Source organism: Enterobacter cloacae complex sp. AR_0002 (assembly GCF_001922365.1).
GTDB lineage: Bacteria > Pseudomonadota > Gammaproteobacteria > Enterobacterales > Enterobacteriaceae > Enterobacter > Enterobacter hormaechei_C.
On sequence record NZ_CP018814.1, the window covers coordinates 1,327,565 to 1,351,214 of the forward strand.

Consider the following 23,650-nt stretch of genomic DNA (forward strand, 5'->3'; position numbering starts at 1 on the left):
CTGAACGCCTTTTTTACCGCTCGCGCAGCGCCTCTTTTGCCTTATTCAACGGTTTCAGCAGATAATCAATGACGGATTTACTGCCGGTTTTGATATCAACTGTGGCTATCATGCCCGGGAACGCCTTGCCCTGCCTGTTGGTCAGATGGTTACTGTCTGTACGAATATAAACGCGATAATAATAAACATCCCGTTTCACCTCGTCCTGAAGGGTATCCGGGGAAATCATCGTCACCTCCCCTTCCAGCCCGCCGTAGATCGAGTAATCATAGGCGGTGATTTTCACCAGCGCTTTTTGCCCGGGATGGATAAACGCGACATCGCGCGGCGAGATTTTCGCTTCTATCACCATCTGGTCATCAAGCGGTACCAGGCTCATCAGTTTGCCGTTCGGCGGGATCACCCCGCCCACCGTCGTCACGTCAATATCCTTCACGATGCCACGCACCGGCGCATTAAACGTTAAGCGGGTGAGTGAATCTTCGCGTCCTTTCATGACCGAACGCTGCGCCTCTATTTCTGCGTTCGCTTTCGCCAGTTCTTCGCGGGCGCGAACGTAGTACTGGTTTTTCATCTCGGTGATTTTGCTCTCCAGCTCATTTTTTTGGCGTTCAAGGCGTAAGACTTCGACCTTACTGGCCGCCCCCTGCGTCACCAGCGGGCGCGTTAATGCCAGTTCACGCTGCACGAGATCCGCTCCCTGGCGTAAACCCGCCAGCCCTTTTTCAAGGCTTTCGCGACGTGACTGATAAAGCGCCGTTTCCTGTTTGACCAGCTCAACGTCGTCATCCAGCTCTGCCGGGAATGTCAGCCCGGTGTCGTTCACCTCAGCATTCAGACGCGCGGCCGTCGCCATTGCAGCGTTTAATCGAGACTCGCTCTCCAGCACGCTGGACTCGGTTTTCGTCCGGTCCAGTTGGGCAAGCTGTTGACCACGCTCGACGATGTCGCCTTCGCGCACCATCAGACTGTGAATAATCCCCCCTTCCAGGGACTGGATCACCTGCTCGTGGGAGGACGGGATCACCTTGCCACTGCCCGTCGTGACCTCATCCAGCTGGAACAGGCTGGCCCAGGTAATAAACACCACCAGCAGGGCAAACAGCGACCATGCCACCAGCGACGAACGCGGCAGGCGGGGCTCCTTCAGTCGGCTATTAAAGCGGGAGAAATCATTCATGCCACGCCCTCCGTTTTCAGTTTAACCGTACGCTGCGGCGCCTGATGCGGGGCCATTCCGTGCTGGCGTAAAATGGCATCACGAGGGCCATCCATCACCACTTTGCCGTTTTCCAGGACGATGATGCGGTCAACCAGGTCCAGAATCGGCAGGCGATGCGTCGCCACCACCAGCGTCCGGCGCTTACCGAGCCACTGGTGCAGATGCTGGATAAACTGCTTCTCGCTGACCTCATCCAGCCAGGCGGTGGGTTCATCCAGCAGCAGAATATTCGGCGAGGTGATCAGCGCGCGCGCCAGCAGCAGCGCCTGACGTTGCCCGCCGGAAAGCCCCGTTCCGCCCTCGTTGATGATGGTGTTTAGCCCCATTTTCTGCTTGCGCACATACTCCAGCGCGCCGCTGTTGACCAGCGCCTGATGGATTTCCTCGTCTGTCGCCAGCGGATTACCCATCAGGATGTTGTCGCGTACGGAGCCGAAGAACAGCCGCGCCTGCTGGCTGAGCAACTGCATATCGCGGCGCACGTCGGCCGGGTCAAGATGATTGAGAGCAATATCGTCCAGCAAAATGCTGCCCTGCTGCGGCTCCTGCATTCCCGCGAGGAGGTGCAGCAAGGTGCTTTTCCCCGAACCATTCCGCCCGAGCACCGCCACGCGCTCCCCGGCGCGAATGCGTAGTTTGCTGATATTCAGCACGGTGAGCTTCTCTTCTTCGTCGTAATAAAACCCCACGTCGTCCAGCAGATAATCACCGCGCAGGTGGGCTTTATGCACCTTCTTTCCGTGCTGGGGATCGTCAATCGGGCGCTGCATCAGGTCATCCAGTCCCTTGCGGGCCACCTTTGCTGACTGCCAGCGGGAAAGCACGCCAGAAATTTGCGACAGCGGCGCAATGGTCCGGGACGCCAGAATCGAGGTGCCCACCAGCGCACCGGTGGTCATGTCACCGCTGATGACCAGGTAACACCCCACCAGCAGCACCACGGCGTAGACGATAGATTGCACCTCCTGGGTCCAGGTTAGCAGCAGCCCCGTCAGCCAGCGCTGCTTCATGCCGACGCTGGCGGCAACGTCATTGGTGTTATTCCACTGGTTCTGGAACCGCTGCTCAGCGCGCATCAGCTTGATGTCCTCAAGCCCCTGCACCGCTTCCACCAGCGTGGCGTTGCGAATCGCCGATTCACGCATCCCTTCGCTGGAGAGTTTCCCCAGCGGGCGCTGCACCAGCAGGCCGGGAATGAGCAGCAGCGGTACGGCCAGCAGCACCACCAGCACCAGCGGGCCGCCTATCATCCACAGGATGAAGACGAACAGCAGGAAGAACGGCAGATCGGAGATAGCGGCAATGGTGGTGGAGGTGATCAGCTCCCGCACCGATTCCAGCTCGCGGATCTGCGCGATAAACGATCCGGTTGATTTCGAGCGTGCGCCGTTTTTAATCCGCAGCGCGTGGGCAAAGACGCGTTCAGAGATGCGCAGATCGGCGCGCTTCCCCACCACGTCAGAAATGTGCACGCGCAGCATGCGCATGATGAATTCGAACACGATGGCAATCATCACGCCGCCAAACAGCACCCACAGCGTGGCTTCTGACTGCGACGGTACCACCCTGTCGTAGACCTGCATGGAGAAGACCATGCCGGAAAGCGCCAGCACGTTGGCGACCAGCGCCACCAGCATAATATCGCTGTAACGACGCCAGTCTTTCAGCGCCAGCTGCCAGAACCAGTTTTTCTCATAGGGTTTGATGTAATCATCCACGCGCGCATCCGGCGTGGACTCCAGGGGACGCAGCACCATCAGCCCCTTTAACCGCGAACCGAGCTCGTCCCGCGTCAGCGTTGTCTCCAGGCCGCCGTCGCCGCTAAACTGCACGCTGACGTTCCCATCGTTGTCCATACGGTTGATGACCGCAATTTGCCCGCCGGTAAACTCCGCCAGCAGCGGTAAACGCCAGGGATCGAGCGATAGGGCTTCCGCCGCCACCCACCGCATCCCCAGCCCAAGCTGGCGCGCCATCTCCTCCAGCACCAGCTGGCGTGGCGACTGGCTTTCATGGTTAATCGTGACCCGAACATGCTCCGCCGAAAAATCCAGCCGATAATATTTCGCGATGATGAGCATGCCCTGCAACCAGGGTTCGTACTGTGGATGTGTCTTCATAATGCTACGTCCTGTTCAGGGCGATGATTTCGCACTGAAATGATACCTTTCCGGGATGATTAGAAATCGAACACTGTCTAAACGAGCCCGCAAAATAATCTTGTGAAATATAGGGTTATGGCTATTCGTGTAAAGAAACGCAAAAAGCCGCGAGGATCGCTCCCCGCGGCAGTGTTTTACGCAATTAACAGCTGGTGGTTCGCCAGCAGCGTCGCCAGATCTGTCTGCACCCCGTTCAGCGTCACCAGCGTGGTGGGCGAGAACTGACCGCCGGTGCCGTCCAGGTCAACCTGGATCTCGGTGTTGCTGCCGTTCTGCACCACGCGGATGTAGTCGGCGATGTTGCCCGCGCTGCTGTCCAGCGTCGCCACGCCGTTGACGTAGCTCGCCGAGCCGGTGCCGGTATAACCGCTGTCGGAAAGCAGGTCGCGCAGGTCGATACGGTCCGTATCCGCCGTCCCTTCCCAGGTGCCGACGGTAAAGCCGTTCACCACATCGCTGCCGTTGCCGCCCGTCGCGTCAGACGCGTTGATCAGCTTATAGAGCAACGTATCGTGACCGCCGCTGCCGATGTTGAAGGTGTCGTTCCCGCCCCGGCCTTCGAACTGGTTATCACCGCTGTTGCCGGTGATCACGTCGTCATAGTCGGAGCCGTTGATGCCTTCAATATTCACCAGTGTCGCGGTATCGAATCCGGTACTCTGCGCCGTAGAGCGTCCTAAATCGATGGTGACGCCGGAAGTGGCGTTGCGATAATCCACGACATCCATGCCGCCCGTACTGCTCCACGTGTCGTGTTCAGAGGTCGTCGTCCAACCACCGGAACCGTTGTAGGTATACGTCCCTGCTTCAGCGATAAAGGTATCGTTGTAGCCGGTACCTGTCAGGGTGCCCTGGTGACCGCCCGTAGCAGCTTCAGCCGTCAGGGCGTAACTTTCTTTACCGTCTCCTGCCGTCAGCCCGTCCCAGGTTACGTTACTCGAAACACCGTTAACGGCACGAACCAGCACCGCGTGATACGTCTCGCTGGGATCCAGGCCGTAAAAACTGATGAGCGACGAGGAATCGTTAATGCCAATCCCGGACTGGGCATTGATGATTTCACTGGCGACCAGCTGGCCTGCCGCGTTGTACAGCTGGACAGTGTTGCCAAAGAAGGCGTTAATCCCTTCGCTGTCGACAATCTTCAGATGCAAGGCCGTACCTGGTGCGACCGTATTGGTATTCCGCTCCAGTAAAACCGTACCGTTTTGACGGAAAATGAGCAGATCCTGTGCGCCATCCCAGTCGTAATCAAGCAGAGCCGCGCCGGATACCCGAGTTGACGTAGCGGTACTGAATTTCGAAGCAGTAAAGCTTGCAGTACCTGCCAGTCCATCATTGGTGTAAAGATAAGACTGCCCGCTATTCGCCAGCTTGATGATGTCCGTGTGACCGTCGAGGTTCCAGTCCACCGCCACGCTGACGTTACCCACAAACTTATCCGTGGTCGCCGTTCCAACCGCGGTGCCGGCCAGAAGGTTGCCGCTACCGTCGTTCAGCATTAACACCCCGCCCTGACTGGTTCCGCTGGAGGTACGGGACATGCTCATATACAGGTCCATGTAACCATCACCGTTAAAGTCGGCCCAGGTCATACTCACGGCATTGGACGCTGCGGCGGAACCATAGCCGCTGTACATGGTATTGGTGAAGTTTTGCCCCCACGTAAATGAGCCATTGCCCTGGTTAAACATGGTCGACAGGGCATAGTTGTTGCCCCCGTTGGTCGTATGCTGGGCAATATCCACTTTCCCGTCGTTGTTCAAATCCACACCGGACGTTTCAATCAGACTGTTGTAGTTACCTACCGTTGATCCCGATACGAAACTGGAGTACGTACCGGACTTCGAACTGCCCGTCAGCGTGCCGTTGTTATTGAGCATGACGGTGCTGGAATCAGGCCCGCCAGCATCGCCGATGACAAAGTCAGTGTAACCATCGCCCTTGATGTCAATGGCGACCACCGCGCCATACCACACCGCAGCCCCCATATTGGTCAGCGTACTGGAGGTGTATGTACCGTCTCCATTGTTAATCAGCTGCACCATGTACGAGTAACTTGTCCCTTCCGCCAGCACGTCAGCCAGCCCGTCGCGGTTGATATCCGCGTAAGTACCGGTTGTGTAACTCCCCGTCATTGAGAAATTGCCTGAAACGGTGTAAGCGTTACGGCTACTGGTATTGGCGGATGCGAATTGCTGGTTGGCCATAATCGTCCACAGCCCATCCGAATCCAGCATATAGCTGGCAGAATAGGAGTAGTTCGCGGCGGTAAATGACCAGGCCGGCGTCAATGATTCTTCACTCCCTACAATCAGGCTACCGGTAGTCAACCCAGCGGTATTACCGTTGCCGGCGCTGCTTTTCACCTGTGCCGTAACATCATAATTCTTCACGCTCAGCGCATCGCCGTCAGGGAGCTGCAAATACCATGTGTTGTTCTCCGGATCGACCACGACCGCACCGCCAGTCTCTGAGGTGTAGGTTTTATCGTTCACGGTGATAACCACGTACTCGCCGTTGGTCAGTCCCGCCGATACAAGTCCACTCAGAATCGGGGTGCTATCTGTCGTCGTCTGAGGGTTAATGGTCACGGTGGTGGTCGGGATGCTCGTATCCACTTTCAGCACGAAATCATCTGAGTCGGTGAAGTTACCTGCCAGATCGGTAACACGCAGCATATAGACGTGATTACCGTCATTCAGACCACTGTCCTGGAAATACCAGCTGGCGGCGCCGTTCATCGTCACCTGTCCCAGCAGCACACCGTCACGATACAGTTGCACGATCTCGCCATTGTCCGGCGCACGGTTAAGCGTCCCGTTAATCACTGGAGAGTTGTCATCTGTTGCCACCGAAGCGCCGAAGCTGCCCTGACGTTCGCCTTCCCCGTCGGTATAGCTGACCACCGTTCCCACCGTATCAGGCGGCGTGGTATCAACCGTTACCACCTGCGAAGTGGTTGAGCCGACGTTGCCCGCCTGGTCGATGATCCGCACCTGGTAGTTGTAATCCCCGTCCGCCAGATCGCGGGTGTCCGTATAGCTCCAGCGCTGGTTAGTGACGGTAGCGTCAATCCAGGTATTGCCGCCGTCGAGGCTAATCTGTACGCGCTCGTCGCTGGCCAGCGCGCTGCCCAACGAACCGTTGATTGTCAGCGAGGTGTCCATGGTGATGAAATCACTTCCGGACTGCCCGGTATCTTCGCTGATGCTGTCAATGGTGATGCCGTACTGCGGCGCCTGGGTATCCACCGTCACGTCCTGCGTGGTGGTGGCCCCGACGTTGCCCGCCTGATCGACAACCCGCACCTGATAGCGGTAGTCGCCGTCGGCCAGGGTGCGCGCGTCGGTATAGCGCCACTGGGTACCGCTTACCGTGGCGTAAACCCAGGTGGTGCCGCCATCCATGCTCACCTGCACATACTCACCCGCCCCGAGTTCGGCCCCGAGCGTCCCGTTGAGCGTGTACGAGGTCGAACTGGTCAGGAAGTCATTGTTATCGAAACCGGTATCGACGGTGATGTTATCCACGGTCACCGTAATCGCCGCATCCGGCGCGACCGTATCGACCGTCACCTGCTGATGAGCGCTGGCACCCACGTTGCCCGCCGCATCCACTACGCGAACGTAGTAGTCATAGGTCTGGTTACCCAGCGTGCGGCCGTCCACGTAGTACCAACTGTTGCCGGTGACGATCACGTTCTGCCAGGTGACGCCGCCGTCGATGCTGATCTGGGCATATTCGCCGTCGGCCAGCGTCGCGCCGAGTGAGCCGTGCAGGGTCAGGGACGTGTCGCGAGTGATAAAGTCGCTGCTGCTCAGGCCGGTATCGTCGCTGATGCTGTCGATAGCGATCGTTTTGCTGGCGTCCGGCGCGACGGTATCAATGGTCACCACCTGGCTGGTGGTGGCGCTGATATTCCCCGCGTCGTCAATCACGCGCAGCTGGTAGTTGTAATCCCCGTCGGTCAGCGTACGGCCATCAATATACGTCCAGCTCAGGCCGCTAACGCTCACGTCAGTCCAGGTCGCGCCACCGTCCAGGCTGATCTGGGCGTGGTCGCCGCTGCCCAGGGCCGCGCCGAGCGTCCCTTTCAGGCTGATCTGGTTGTCGCTGGTAATGAAGTCGCTGTCGGACAGGCCGGTATCCTGCGAGACGGAATCCACGGTAATGGTCGCCGCCGCAGGCTTCGTCAGATCGATTACCACGTCCTGGCTGTCCGTTGCCCCAACGTTGCCCGCGTTATCAATCACGCGCACCTGGTACTGATACGTACCGTCCGTCAGGGTGCGGCCATCAGTGTAGCGCCAGGTGGTGCCGGTGACGGTCAGGTCGATCCAGGTGACGCCGCCGTCAAGGCTGATCTGCGCCTTCTCGTTATTGCCGAGCTGCGCGGTCAGGGAACCATTCACCACCACCTGGCTGTCGTTGGTGATGAAGTCATTCGCGCTGAGGCCGGTATCGTTTTGCAGGGAATCAATGCTGATCCCCATCGACGGTGCGGTGAGATCCACGGTTACGGTGTGGTTATCGCTGACGCTGTTGCCGATGGCGTTGCTCACCTGCGCGTTAATCACGTACGAACCGCCGTCCGCCAGCGCGGTCACGTCTGCGCTGCCGACCGTATAGCTCCAGGTGCCGTCATTTTGAACGGTAGCCGTGTAGGTTTTACCGTTAAGCGTAATTGTCACCGTCTGGCCCGCTGGCGCATCGGTGGTGCCGCTGATAACCAGTGGCGTGCCATGTTCGGCGGCATTTACGATATCGTCCTGCGCAAAGGTGTTAATGGCGATGGTCGGCACGTCGCCGTTAAGCGTCACGTCGTGCGTTGCGCTGCCCGGGTTACCTGCCTTATCGCTCACCGTAGCCGTAATGGTGTAATCCCCGTCGCTCAGGCCAAGGAAATCACGCCCCGGCACGAAGACCGACCAGGAGCCGTTAGCCGCCACGGTCGCCTGATAGCTGTGGCCGTTGAAGGAGACGGTCACCGTCTGGCCCTGTTCCGCGGTGGTGGTCCCGCTGATGGTCTGTCCCGCCAGCTGCTCGGCGTTGTTGACGATATCGTCATCAGCCACGGTGCTAATGGTGACGGCTGGCGCGATGGTATCGACCGTTAAGGTATGCGTCGTCTGGCCGCTGTTACCGGCTTTATCGTTGACCGAGGCGGTCACCGTCAGCGCCCCCTGGCTCAGTGCAGCCAGATCGACTGCCGGAACATCCAGCGTCCACGTCCCGTCGTTTGCCACAAGCGCAGTGTAGGTTTTGCCGCCCAGCGTGACGGTCACCGTCTGGCCTGCTTCCGCGCTGGAAGAGCCTTGTACGGTGAGCGCCTGCTGGGCTTCCGCCGCATTCAGCACATCGTCGCCCGACAACGTGTTCACGCTAATCACCGGCGCGGTGGTGTCCACGCTGATGGTGTGCGTCGCCGAGGCGCTGTTCCCGGCGCTGTCCTGCGCCGAAACAGAAACCTGGTAGCTCGCGCCGTCGGCCAGGGTGCCCACGTCGGCGGCCGGTACGGTGGTTGTCCAGGAGCCATCGCTCTGGATAGTGGCCGTATAGCTCTTACAATTCAGGGTGATAGTGACCTGCGTACCGCTGGCGAACTGCGCGCTGGAGCCGTTGATGACCAGCGACACGCCCGCTTCTGCCGCATTGATCACGTCATCACCGCTGAGGGTGTTGACGGTCAGCGCGACCGATGCGGTATTTACCACCACGTCGTGGGTCTGGGTGCTGCTGTTACCCGCACTGTCGGTGATAGTCGCGCTAAGGGTCACGGTGCCGTCGGTCAGCGCGGAAATCACGCTGGCCGGAACGCCCACGCTCCATTTGCCGCTGGCGTCAACGGTGGTGGTGTACTGGTTCGAACCGATGGTGATGACCACCTTATCGCCGACGCTGGCGCCGGTTGCGGTGCCGCTGACGATCTGCGCCTGCCCGTGCTCCACGCTGTTGATGACGTCATCGCCCGCCACAACGTTAAAGCTGACGGTCGGCGGCGTGGTATCAAGCGTAATCGCTTTCCCCGCGCTGCCCGGATTACCCGCGGCGTCACTCACGCTGGCCTGCACGGTGTAACCGTTATCCGCCAGTGCGGAAAGGTCTGTGCCCGGCACGTTCATGCTCCAGACGCCGCCCTGCTGAACCTGTGCGGTGTAGCTGTTTCCGCCCAGCGTCACGGTGACCGTCTGACCGACTTCAGCCGTGGTGGTGCCGGAAATGGCCACGCCCGCAGCCGCTTCGCTGCCGTTGATCACGTTGTCGCCGGCTACCGTATCAATGGTCACGGTTGGCGCAGTCGCGTCCACGCTGTATTCGCGGCCCGCCGAGGCGCTGTTGCCGTGCGCGTTGGTGACGCTCACCTGCACGCTGGCGTCACCGTCCTTCAGGCCCGCGAGATCGGCGGAAGGCACGGTGGCCGTCCAGTTACCGTCAGCATCCACCTTCGCGGTGTACGTCTTGCCGCCGAAGGTAACGGTAACGGTCTGGTTTTCCTCCACGTTCGAGGTGCTGCCGGAGAGCACCAGATCCACGCCTTTCTCCGCCGCGTTAATCACGTCGTCGGTGGCAATCGCATCAATGCTGATAGCCACCGCCGCCAGATCGACGGTCACGTCATGGCTGATGGTCACCGGGTTGCCCGCCGCGCTCTGGCCTGCCACGGTCACGGTGACGGTACCTGCTGCGAAGGCCGCGACGTCTGCCGCCGGGATCGCCGCGTTCCAGGAGCCGTCTGCCAACATGGAGGCCGCATAGGTTTTGCCATTGACGGTCACGGTGAGCGTTGTGCCTGCCGCCAGCCCGTCGCTGGTGCCGGAGACGATCAGGTTTTGAGTATGTTCGATGCTGTTGATCACATCGTCGCCCGCTACCGTATCGACGCGCAGGCCCGGCAGGCTGGCGTCTATAACGACTTCGCGCTCGCCCGTTCCCGTGTTGCCGTGGCCGTTGGTCACAGTCGCAGACACCGTCAGGTCGCCGTTGCCCAGCGCCGTCAGGACGGTTTCCGGCACGTTCACGGACCAGGTCAGATCGCTCTGCACTGTTGCGGTGTACGTGTTGCCGCCAATGGTCACGGTGACGGTATTGCCCGCCTCCGCGTTCGCTACCTTGCCGCTGAGGGTCTGACCCGCGGCCACTTCCGCCGCGTTGATGACGTTATCGCCCGCAATGGTGTTGATGGTGACGGTTGGCAACGCGGTATCTACCAGCAGGTTCGCGGTGTTGCTCACGCTGTTGCCCACGCCGTTGGTGGCCGTCGCGTTCAGGGTGTAACTGGCCTGACCGAGACCGGTCAGATCCGCAGCCGGAACCGTCAGGCTCCAGGTGCCGTCTGCCGCAGTTGTCGCCGTGTAGTTTTTACCGTTCAGGGTCACGGTGACCAGGGTGCCTTCCGCCAGGTTGGCGCTGGTGCCGCTGACGCTCAGATCCTGGCCTTTTTCAACGGCGTTCAGGACGTTGTCATCGCTGATGGCGTTGAAGCTGACCGATGGCAGACCGGTATCGACGGTCACATTATGCGTGCCGCTGCCGGTATTGCCCGCCGCGTCGGTGACTGACACAGAGACGGTCGCGGTGCCGTCGCTGAGGCCTGAAATCACATTCGCCGGAACGCCCACGCTCCAGTTACCCGCCGCGTCCAGCACGGTGGTATAAGTCTGGCCGCCGATCGTGACGGTGACCTTATCGCCCGCCGCCGCGCCGGTGGCGGAGCCGCTGATAATCTGCGCCTGATTGTGTTCAGCCACGTTAATCACGTCGTCGCCTGCCACGGTGTGGATGGTCACTGCCGGAACGGTGACGTCCACCGTAAGGTTGTGGTCCGCCGACGCCGGGTTACCCGCCTTGTCGCTCACGCTCGCGGTCACGGTGACGCTGCCGTCGCTTAATCCTGCCAGATCCGCCGCCGGAACGTTCAGCGTCCAGCTGCCGTTCGCGCTGACGGTTGTGGTGTAATCTTTGCCGTTCAGCGATACGGTCACCGTCTGGCCCGCTTCGGCGGTGCTGGTGCCGGAGATTGCCAGGTCGGACTGCGCTTCTGAGGCGTTGAGGATATCGTCGGTGGCAATGGTGTTGATGGTCACGGACGGCGCGGTAGCATCCACGCTGTACTCACGGCCCGCCGAGGCGCTGTTGCCGTTCACATTGGTGACGCTCACCTGTACGCTGGCGTCACCATCCTTCAGGCCAGCCAGATCCGCTGACGGCACGGTGTAAGTCCAGTTGCCGCTGTCGTCCACGGTGGTGGTGTAGATCCTGCCGTTCAGACTAATGGTCACGGTCTGCCCGGCTTCCACGTTGGTGGTCACACCGGACAGCACCAGATCCGCGCCCTTCTCCGCCGCGTTAATCACGTCGTCGGTGGCAAGCGCATTGATGCTGATGGCAACGGTAGCCAGATCAACGGTCACGTCGTGGCTGATGATGATCGGATTACCCGCCGCGCTGTCACCGGTAACGCTGATTTTCACGGTGCCTTCCGGCCACGCGCTCACGTCGGTGGACGGGATCGCCGCGCGCCAGGTGCCGTCTGCCAGCACCGTTGCCGCGTAATCTTTACCGTTGACGGTAACCGTCAGCGCCGTGCCCGGCGCCAGCCCGTCGCTGGTGCCTGAAACAATCATATTCTGCGCGTGCTCGATGGTGTTGACCACGTCGTCACCCGCCACGGTATCGACGCGCAGCCCCGGCAGGTTAGCGTCGATAGCGATCTCGCGTTCGCCGGTGCCGGTGTTGCCGTGGCCGTTGGTGACGGTCGCGGTTACGCTCAGGCTGCCGTTGCCGAGTGCGGTCAGCACGTCAGACGGCACGTTGACGGACCAGGACAGATTATTCTGCACCGTTGCGGTGTAGCTGTGGCCGCCGATAGTTACGGTCACGGTGTTGCCCGCTTCGGCATTCGCCACGGTGCCGCTCAGGGTCTGACCCGCGGCCACTTCCGCCGCGTTGATGACGTTGTCGCCCGCCACGGTGTTGATGGTGACGGTTGGCAGCGCGGTGTCGACAAGCAGGTTCGCAGAATTGCTCACGCTGTTGCCCACGCCGTTGGTGGCCGTCGCGTTCAGGGTGTAACTGGCCTGACCGAGACCGGCCAGATCCGCAGCCGGAACCGTCAGGCTCCAGGTGCCGTCTGCCGCAGTTGTCGCCGTGTAGTTTTTACCGTTCAGGGTCACGGTGACCTGGGTGCCTTCCGCCAGGTTGGCGCTGGTGCCGCTGACGCTCAGATCCTGGCCTTTTTCAACGGCGTTCAGGACGTTGTCATCACTGATGGCGTTGAAGCTGACCGATGGCAGACCGGTATCGACGGTCACATTATGCGTGCCGCTGCCGGTATTGCCCGCCGCGTCGGTGACTGACACAGAGACGGTCACGGTGCCGTCGCTGAGGCCTGAAATCACATTCGCCGGAACGCCCACGCTCCAGTTACCCGCCGCATCCAGCACGGTGGTATAAGTCTGGCCGCCGATCGTGACGGTGACCTTATCGCCCGCCGCCGCGCCGGTGGCGGAGCCGCTGATAATCTGCGCCTGATTGTGTTCAGCCACGTTAATCACGTCGTCGCCTGCCACGGTGTGGATGGTCACCGCAGGTACGGTGACGTCCACCGTCAGGGCGTGGTCAACCGACGCCGGGTTACCCGCCTTGTCGCTCACGCTCGCGGTTACGGTGACGCTGCCGTCGGTTAATCCTGCAAGGTCAGCTGCCGGCACGTTCAGCGTCCAGCTGCCGTTCGCGCTGACGGTTGTGGTGTAATCTTTGCCGTTCAGCGATACGATCACCGTCTGGCCTGCTTCGGCGGTGCTGGTGCCGGAGATTGCCAGGTCGGACTGTGCTTCTGAGGCGTTGAGGATATCGTCGGTGGCAATCGTGTTGATGGTCACGGACGGCGCGGTAGCATCCACGCTGTACTCGCGGCCCGCAGACGCGCTGTTGCCGTTCACGTTGGTGACGCTCACCTGCACGCTGGCATCACCGTCTTTCAGACCAGTCAGATCCGCAGACGGCACCGTGGCGGTCCATTTACCCTCAGCGTCCACCGTGGCGGTGTAGCTCTTGCCGCCGAAGGTGATGGTGACGGTTTGATTTTCCTCTACATTCGCGGTGGTGCCGGAGAGCACCAGATCCGCACCCCTCTCGGCGGCGTTGATCACGTCGTCGGAAGCGATGGCGTCAATGCTGATCGCGACGTTTGCCAGATCCACCGTCACATCATGGTTGATAGTCACCGGATTGCCCGCGCTGCTCTGGCCTTCAACGTTCACGGTGACCGCGCCTGCGGCAAGGGCACTCACGTCCGCAGAAGGGATCGCCGCGCTCCAGGTGCCGTCTGCCAGCACGGTGGCTGCATAGGTTTTACCGTTTACGGTGACGGTCAGCGCTGTGCCCGCCGTCAGGCCGTCGCTTGAACCCGTGATAATCAGATTCTGCCCGTGTTCGATGCTGTTAATCACGTCATCGCCCGCTACGGTGTCCACGCGCAGGCCCGGCAGATTCGCGTCGATAGTGATATCGCGCTCTCCGCTGCCGCTGTTGCCCACGCCGTTCGTGACGCTGGCGGTCACGGTCAGATCGCCATTGCCCAGCGCGGTGAGCACAGATTCCGGTACGCTGACGGACCAGGTCAGATCGCTCTGCACCGTTGCGGTGTAGTTATGGCCGCCAACAGACACAGTCACGGTGTTGCCCGCTTCGGCATTCACCACTGTGCCGCTAATGGTCTGGCCGGTTGCCAGCTCCGCCGCGTTGATCACGTCGTCGCCCGCCACGGCGTTAATGATGACGCCAGGCAGCACGGATTCCACGTTCACGGTGTGCGAGGTGCTGGTGCTGTTGCCGACGCTGTCCGTTGCGGAGGCCGACACGGTGTAAAGCGCTTCACCCAGTTGCCCCACCTCGCTCGCCGGAACGGTTGTGGTCCATTGGCCATTGGTATCCACCGTGGCGCTGTACGCTTTGCCGTTGAGCATCACGGTGACCACCGCGCCCGCGGCCAGCCCGGAAGCCGTACCTGTGATGGTCAGATCCTGCGTTTTCTCACTGCTGTTGATCACATCGTCGCCGGACACGGTGTCAATGGTCAGCACCGGCGCAGTGAGGTTGACTTCAACCTCGTGCGTTGTGCTGTTGCTGTTTCCGGCTTTATCGGTCAGTGCCGCGGTGATGGTGTGATCCCCGGCGGTCAGGGCACTCACGTCCGCCGCAGGCACGCCCACGCTCCACCTGCCGGAAGCGTCCAGGGTCGCCGTGTAATCTTTGTTATTGATGGTGACGGTCACTACGTCGCCCGCCGCCGCACCGGTCACGGAACCGGTGACAATCAGCGCCTGCGCATGCTCGGCGCTGTTGATCACGTCGTCGTCGGAAACGGTGTTAATGGTCAGCTGTGGCACCGTGGTATCCACCAGCACATCGCGGTCCGCCAAGGCCGGGTTACCCGCCTTATCCGCGACGGCTGCCGTGATGGTGTAACTGCCGTCGGTAATCGCGCCGATATCCGCAGACGGTACGGTGACGCTCCAGCTGCCGTTCGCCTGTACGGTGGTGGTGTAGTCCACGCCGTTCAGCGTCACGGTGACGGTCTGGCCCGCTTCGGCGTTGGAGACACCGTTAACGACCAGATCCTGCTGCGCTTCGGCCGCGTTGATGATGTTGTTGTCGCTGACGATCTCGATGGACACCGTCGGCGCGGTGGCGTCCACGCTGTACTCGCGGCCCGCCGAGGCGCTGTTGCCGTTCACGTTGGTGACGCTGACCTGCACGTTGGCGTCGCCGTCTTTCAGGCTACCTAAATCGGCAGACGGTACGGTCGCCGTCCAGTTGCCGCTGGCATCCACCGTCGCGCTATAGGTCTTACCGCCGAAAGTGATGGTAACGGTCTGGTTTTCTTCCACGTTGGTGGTGGCACCCGACAGCACCAGATCTGCGCCTTTTTCTGCCGCATTGATTACGTCGTCGGTAGCGATAGCGTCAATGCTGATAGCAACCGTCGCCAGGTCGACCTTCACGTCGTGGCTGATAGAAACCGGGTTGCCCGCTGCGCTCTGGCCTTCAACGGTCACGGTGACGGTGCCTTCGCTCAGCGCGCCGACGTCTGCTGCCGGAACGGCGGCCGTCCAGGTACCGTCTGCCAGTACGGTGGCCGCGTAGGTTTTACCGTTAACGGTCACCGTCAATGCTGAACCCGCTGCCAGACCGTCGCTGGAGCCGGTGATAATCAGGTTTTGTCCGTGTTCGATGCTGTTGATCACGTCGTCACCCGCCACCTTATTGACCCGCAGGCCAGGCAGGTTGGCATCAATCGTGATGTCGCGCTCGCCGGAGCCGGTATTACCGTGGCCGTTAGTGACGCTGGCGGATACGGTCAGGTTGCCGATGGCGGTTAACACGTCAGACGCGACGTTAACCGACCAGCTTAAATCGTCCTGCACGGTTGTCGTGTAGGTATTGCCACCCACCGAAATTGTGACAGTGTCACCACTCGCGGCACCGCTCACTTTCCCGCTCAGGGTTTGTCCGGAAGCCACTTCCGCCGCGTTAATGACGTCGTCGGTGGCAACCGCATTAATGGTGACCTGCGGCAGCGCGCTGTCGACCAGCACGCTATGGCTGGTGTTCGCACTATTACCCGCAGTATCGGTCACGCTGGCCGTCACGCTATAGCTCGCTTCGCCCAATGCCGAGACATTTGCCGCCGGAACGGTGACGCTCCAGTTACCGCTGGCATCGGTGGTGGCGGCGTAACTGATACCGTTCAGGGTTACGGTGATGCGGGTCCCGTCCGGCTGGTTGCTGGTACCGGAGATCAACAGGTCCTGGCCTTTCTCGGTCGCGTTGATCACGTCGTCAACCGCCAGGGTATTGATGGCAATCACCGGCGCGGTCAGGGAGACGTCAAACGCGTGCGTCGCGCTGGTGCTGTTGCCCGCTTTATCGGTGACCGTGGCGGAGATCGTCTGATCGCCGTTAGCCAGCGCGCCCACGTCTGCCGCCGGAACGCCCACGCTCCAGCTTCCGGCACCGTCCAGCATCGCTGTGTAGTCTTTGCCGTTCAGGGTCAAGGTAATCACATCGCCCGCCTGCGCGCCCGTCACCTTGCCGGTGACAATCAGCGCCTGGCCGTGCTCGGCAATATTAACAATGTCGTCGCCCGCCACAATGTCGAAGGTAATCTGCGGCACGGTAGTGTCGACCAGCACGGACGCCCCTGCACTGGCCGGGTTGCCCGCTTTATCGGACACAGTCACCGTGACCGCCGCGCTGCCGTCGGCGATGCCTGCCATATCCGCCGCCGGTACGTCCAGCGTCCAGCTGCCGTTTGCCTGCACCTGGGCGGTGTACTGATTGCCGTTGAAGGCCACGGTGACCGTCTGGCCTGCTTCGGCAGTAGACGTCCCGCTCAGGGTCAGATCCTGCGCCGCCTCTGCCGCATTTAGCATGTTGTCGCCGCTGATGGTGTTGATGGTGACCGCTGGCGCGGCGGTAGCGACGCTGAATGCCTGCGAGGAAGAGGCCGCATTGCCGTTCACGTTGGTTACGCTGACCTGTACGCTGGCGTCGCCGTCCTTCAGGCCGCTCAGATCGGCAGCCGGTACGGTGCAGGTCCAGTCGCCGTTGGAATCGACCGTCGTGGTCCAGGTTTTACCCGCAAAGATAATGGTAACGGTCTGGCCCGCTTCAACGTTCGAGGAGGAGCCGGACAGCACCAGATCCTGGCCTTTTTCTGCCGCGTTCAGCACGTTGTCGTCCGTCACGTTGTTAATGCTTATCGCCACCGGGGCGAGATCGACATCCACCACGGTGCCGATGTTCACCGGGTTGCCGGAGGTATCCTGCGCGCTGGCGCTGATGGTGAGCGACCCGTCCGCCCACCGGGAGACGTCTGCGGCCGGAACCGCAGCCTGCCATGTGCCGTCCGCCAGTACCGATGCGGAATAACTCTTGCCGTTGATGCTCACGGTGACGGTGCTACCCGCCGCCAGGTCGGTGCTGGTGCCGGAGATAACCAGGTTCTGCGCGTGTTCAATTATGTTAATGACGTCGTCACCGGCGACGGTATCAATGCGCAGGCCGGGCAGCTCGGCGTCAATGGTGACATCCAGGGAAGACGATCCGGTATTGCCGTGCGCGTTCGTCACGCTGGCCGACACGGTCAGGTCGCCGTTGCCGAGCGCGGTTAACTGACTCTGGGTTAACGGCAGGCTCCAGGTGAGATCGTCCTGTACGGTAGCCGTGTATGTCTGCCCGCCGAGGATAATCGTGACGGTATCACCCGATGCCGCGTTAGAAACCTTTCCGGTCAGGGTTTGCCCTGCGGCCACTTCCGCCGCGTTGACGATATTGTCGCCCGCAAAGTTGTTGAGGGTAACAACCGGCAGCGAGCTGTCCACCAGCACATCGTGCGTGGCAGCGGCGCTATTGCCCACATTATCGGTGACGCTCGCCGTTACGGTGTAATTGGCTTCACCCAGCGCGCTCACCGCAGAGGCGGGTACGGTAACGCTCCAGTTGCCGCTGGCGTCGGTGGTGGCGGAGTAGTTGATACCGTTCAGATTAACAGTGATGGTGGTTCCTTCCGGCTGGTTGCTGGTACCGGAAAGCAGCAGATCTTCGCCCTTCTCTGCCGCATTGATCACGTCATCCGCTGCCAGCGTGTTAATACCGATAACGGGCGTCACAGTATTGACCACCACATCCACTGAACTGCTGCCGGTGTTGCCGGACCGATCGGTCACGGAGACGTTAATAGTCCAGGTGCCGTCCGTCAGCCCCTGAATGACGGACGCAGGCAGGCCGAGACTCCAGTTTCCTGCCGCATCCACCACGGTGGTGTAGTCCACGTTATTGATGGTGATGGTGACCAAATCGCCCGCCGCCGCGCCGGTGACGGAGCCGCTCAGGATCTGCGCCTGAGCATGGGCCAGCTGGTTAACGGTGTTGGTGTCGGTGACGAAATCGTTGATGGTCACCTGCGGTACGGTAGCATCCACCAGCCCAACGCGGTCCGCGCTGCTGCTGTTGCCCGCCACGTCACTGACGGTGGCCGTCACGGTGACATTGCCATCGGTCAGCGCGCCCACGTCGGCGGCAGGCACGTTCAGCTGCCAGCGACCGTCCGCCTGTACCGTGGTCTGGTAAGATTTACCGTTCAGCGTCACGGTGACCGTCTGGCCCGTTTCAGCGGTTGTGCTGCCGCTGAGCACCAGATCCTGCTGCGCTTCTGCCGCATTAATGATGTTGTCGTCGGTCAGGTTATCAAGCGTAATGGCTGGCGGCTGCGTATCGACGATCACCACGCGTGAGGCGTCCGCGCTGTTGCCGTTGACGTTAGTCACGCTGACGCTCACCTGCGCACGCCCGTCGATCAGCGTTTCCATCGCGCTCGCCGGAACGGTCAGGTGCCAGGAGCCGTCCTGCTGCACCTGTGCAGTAAAGGTTTGATCCGCGAATTTCACCACCACGGTCTGCCCGGCCTCCACGCCCTGCGTCTGACCAGAAAGCGTGACATCCGCGCCTTTTTCTGCCGCGTTGAGCATATCGTCAGTGGTTACGGTATCGATGGTGACAGCCACCGCATTCAGGTCAAGCTCGATCGGGTGTTCAGCCGCCACGGTGTTGCCCCAGGCATCTTCCGCGCTGACGCTGACGGTGATGCCTCCCGCCGTCCATGCCTGAAGGTCCGCCGCCGGCACGCCAATCTGCCAGCTGCCGCTGGCGTTAACCGTGGTGACGTATTCGACATTATTGATGGTAACGGTGATCTGTGTGCCTTCGGCCAGATGAGTGCTGGAGCCGGTGACGGCCAGATCCTGCTGCTGCTCGATGGCGTTAATCACGTCATCGCCAGAGATCGTGTTCACGCGCAGGCCCGGCAGTTCGGCGTTGATGTTGATATCACGTTCGCCGGTGCCGGTATTGCCGTGCGCATTAGTGACAGAGGCGCTGAAGGTTAAATCGCCGTCGCCAAACGCCTGGAGGTCGGCCGATGGGATCGTCACGCTCCATTTCAGGTCGCTGCCAACCGTCGCGGTGTAGCTCTTGCCGCCCACGGTGACTGAGACGGTATCGCCCGCCGCCGCGCCGGTGACGCGTCCACTGAGGGTTTGGTCAACCGCCGCTTCGGCGTTATTGACCAGGTTATCCCCGGCAAAGGTGTTGACGATCACCTGCGGCAGCACGGTGTCTACCAGCAGATTCGCCTCGGCGGAGCCGCTGTTACCCACGCTGTCGGTGCCGCTGACGCTGACGGTGTAAAGGGTATTCGCCAGATCCAGCACGTCGGAAACCGGCACCTGAACGGACCAGCGACCGTTCTCAACGGTGGCCTGATAGTTAACGTTGTTCAGCGTCACGGTGACAGCGCTGCCGTTCGGCAGATTACTGGTCCCGCTCAGGCTCAGGGGCTGCATGGCCTCCTGCGCATTCAGGACGTTATCCTGGCTGATGGGATCAAGGGTAAATTCCGGCGGGTTGCCGCTCAGCGTAATGCCGTGCGTCGCGCTGCCGGTGTTGCCCGCCGCATCGGTCACGGCGACCGAAATGCTGTGGCTACCTTCCCCCAGCGCGCCAATGACGGAGGCAGGCACGCCGACGCTCCAGCTGCCGTCCGCCTGGACGACACCGGTAAAGGTCTTGCCGCCAACGGTCACGGTGACAACGTCGCCCTCCGCCGCGCCGTTCGCCTGGCCGGAAATAATCTGCGCCTGCCCCTGCTCGCTGGTGTTCAGAATGTCGTCGCCCGCGACGGTGTTGATAGTGACCACTGGCGCTGCGGTATCGACCGTGAAATCGGCGGTGATGGAGGACCCATTACCCGCTTTGTCGCTGACGTTTACCGTCAGGGTGTGCTCGCCGTTAGCCAGCGTCTGTACTTCACTGGCCGGAAGCGTAACGGACCAGCTGCCGTCGCTGCCCACGGTCGCCGTGTGATTTTTGCCGTTCAGCGTGACCGTCACAATCTGGCCCGCTTCCGCATCGGTTTTCCCCGTCAGCGTCAGCGGCTGATTATGTTCAGCCGCGTTGATGATGTTGTCCTGGGCGATCGTGTCGACAGAGATCACTGGCGAGGCGGTATCCACGCCAATCGTCTGGCTGCCGGACACGGTGTTGCCCGCCGCGTCTTTTCCGCTGACGTTGACCGTCCAGGTACCATCGCCCAGCGCCTGTGCGTCGGCAGCAGGGACCTTCACGCTCCATGCGCCGTTTGCCCCCACTTCTGCGGTATAGGTTCTACCGTTGAGCGTGACGGTAAGCGCCGTTCCCTGCGCCAGGTTTTTGCTGGTGCCGGACAGCGTAAAGCCCGCGGACTGTTCGCTGGCGTTGATCACGTTATCACCCGCCGTGGTGGCGAGCGTCACGCTGGTATCCGCTGTAGAAACGGTTACGTTAATACTGCCCGCAGAGGTCGTTTTACTGCCGTCGATCTGTACGACGGACCAGGTATGTTCCCCGTCCGCCTGGGTCGGGAGTGTTACCGTCCAGGTGCCGTCCTTCGCGACCATGGTGCTGGCGATGGTGCTGCCGCTGCCGTCTTTAACCTGAATGGTCGCGCCCGGCTGCCCGGTACCGCTGAAGGTGGGGGTGTTATCATCCGTGACCTCTTTTGCACTCAGCACGCCCTGCTTGTCACCCGCGTTGTCCGTCAGCAAAAATGTCGGCGTGGCGCTTTCGACTTCTTTTGTATTATCAATAACCTTCGTTTTGGTTTCGCCATCGCCGCCGTGAGCCAGCAGTGCGCCGATCGCACCGCCCCCTAACGCCGCACCGGCAATCCAGCCCCACGGCGCATCGCTTAATACGCTTCCCTGCTCCAGGAAAGGTTCAATGCTGCTAATGGGTGCAGCCTGGGCGGTTAATTCGGTGGCGGCAACGCCTGATGCTTCCCCGGCATCGGCAAATGAAATATGCGTCAACGCCTGGTTATCGTTAAATACCAGTTCGGAATGATTATGGGTTTCCGTGTCTTCGACAAAATAATTATTGCAGCGGATCACGCTGCCATCTTTCATATAAATGAGGAGGTCATTCCCCTGGCGGACATAACGCACCACGTCCTGAGCAGAACCCTGAATTTCAATCACGCTCGGTGAGGAAATAGAAACCGAGAGATTCCCTTCACCGGTTAATTTCGTCTTCTCTGCCGTTTTGCGAATGATGACATCAACAACTTTTGCGGTACTCATATTCTTCTCCTTGCAGGTGCGCGTATTCCTGTGGATATGTCCACCAGAGGGATGTAGCTATCCTTGGGAAAAATCACCCATTATTGTCTGACTTATTTCGCGCAGAAAGGCGCGCCTTTTTTAACTTAAATCAGGTAATTTCGCGGCAGCGTTTTTCTCTATTCCGATAAGCGGCATGAGATTATCCACCGCAGAGGCGTAATTAATCGCCGCACTCCAGCCATCGTATTCAGCCATTATTTTCGCGGAGGTGGCAGACCAGACATCCTGCTCCACGCTGAGCAGATCGTTAATGCTGCGCTTGCTCAGGGTATATTCATTTTTGTAGACATCGCGGGCGCGCAACGCATTTTCCAGCTGACGTTTCCCGGCTTCCATTCGTCCACGCGCCCCGGTCCAGTCGGCCTGTGCGACGGAGGCTTTTTGCAGGACATCAAAACGGGCCTGATCGACCTGAGACGATGCCATTGCCCTTGCGCCCTCGGCCTGACGGACGCGCGCCGAGACCGCGCCGCCCTGATAAAGCGGTGCGTCAATATTGAGCTGGATCTGATCATCCCAGTACGCGCGATTATCCGACTCATAGCGGGTGCGGCCCCCTTTCAGGCTTAAGGTCGGCCAGTGCTGAGACTTCGCGGTTTCTACGCCGTACTGGGCTGAACGCTCCATGTTCTGCGCGGCCATCACCGTTGGGATCAGTAATAATCAATCCGATTGAGAGAATCCGGCTCCACGGCCAGACCTCCCGGAACCGGTGAATAGCGTTCAGCCTGTATGCCAGTTAATACCGCCAGCCGCGCGCGGGCGCTGTTCAGGGACGCATTGTACTGCTCTACCGTCGCCTGCATCCCGGCAATACGGGTGCGGGTCTGAAGCTCATCAGAGGTGGAGCTTACGCCAGCGTCGGCGCGGAGTTTTGCCAGCTGCTCAACGTTTTTAAGCGCCTGCACGTTCTCTTTTGCCGCCTGCAACAGATCGCTGTAGCGTTTCACTTCCACATAGCTGAGGGCTGTTTTTTCCGCGACGGCAGACATCGTGCTCATCAGCTGGTAGCGATAGCTGTCACGCTGAGCTGAAGACTGGCTGATGCTGTTGTTGGTCTTGCCAAAATCGTACACCAGCTGCGTCAGACTCAGGCCCCAGGCTGCGGAATTTCGCAACGAGCCGCTTGAATCGGTGGTCTGGCTGTGACCTGTACTCCCGTTCAGGGCTATTTGTGGCATCCAGCCACTGCGCGCTTCGTCTATTTGTGCCTGGCCGATCCCCAGCTGTGCCGCCTGCTGACTCACCGAGGGGTCGCGATCGAGAGCGAAAAGAATACTTTCTTTCATCGTCATTGCCGCAACGGGAGATATCCCCGCCTGGCCGTTATTTGCATTAGCCGCAGTCACCACCAACGAAATTAAGGTCAGGGAGGCAGATAATCTGAGTAACCTGTTATTGCATTTCATCTTCATAATATCCCCCGACTCCAGGTGATAGCCAAATAAATACCCAGGAAGAGGTACAAATAATTCGCCAGTAATCCATTGCCCCTTCTCCATTAATTCCGGGCAAGAGTTCCCCTAACCCATTTCAATTGAGACGAGAGCCGTTCAATCCTTTTTTTCTTTTAAGAATTTACTTAAATATTTATTGATTCGCAGCATAACAAAATGTGATATAAGCAACCACACCCGCAATGTTAATGTGTTGTTACAAATAAGAAAAAAGATGGGGTTTCTGGACAAAACGTTATAAAAGACCTTTCAGATGAAACAAATAAACCCCCTGTAATATAAAGAAAATTCTAAAATACCCCGGTGTACATTTTTGCGTTAATTTCACCCCGAATCAGACACAAAGATTTTCAAAGAAATGTCAACTTAAGTAATCCACCGAATAAAACTGGATTATTTTACTTTATAAACACAGATTGTTAGATATATGCACTAATTTATAATTACAAATTAGTTATAAATATCAATTAGGCGCTGGAATGTGGCAGCTTAAGCCAAATTTATAAGTAAAACATAGCGATAACAACATACCTAAAAGATACATACATGTTTTTGATGACTGATTAATGCGATATCAATAATCAC

3 protein-coding genes and 1 pseudogene are annotated in these 23,650 nt (G+C 59.8%); all 4 read right to left on the minus strand.

Features of this window, described 5'->3' with window-relative positions; translation table 11 throughout:
* Positions 1–13: 13 nt before the first annotated feature.
* Complete coding sequence (locus tag AM329_RS06595; protein WP_032609152.1) at positions 14–1,180, minus strand: HlyD family efflux transporter periplasmic adaptor subunit; 1,167 nt, start codon at positions 1,178–1,180, stop codon at positions 14–16.
* On the minus strand, positions 1,177–3,342 hold the full coding sequence (locus AM329_RS06600; RefSeq protein WP_032609150.1) for a type I secretion system permease/ATPase: 2,166 nt from the start codon (positions 3,340–3,342) through the stop codon (positions 1,177–1,179). Before AM329_RS06600 ends, AM329_RS06595 begins: the two co-directional genes overlap by 4 nt.
* Before the next feature lie 176 nt (positions 3,343–3,518).
* The gene (locus AM329_RS06605) at positions 3,519–21,566 is read right to left on the minus strand and encodes an Ig-like domain-containing protein (protein WP_039264916.1); all 18,048 of its coding nucleotides are present in this window, start codon (positions 21,564–21,566) and stop codon (positions 3,519–3,521) included.
* A 120-nt stretch (positions 21,567–21,686) separates the two neighbouring features.
* A pseudogene (locus AM329_RS06610) lies at positions 21,687–23,023 on the minus strand (TolC family outer membrane protein).
* Between the last annotated feature and the right edge of the window lie 627 nt (positions 23,024–23,650).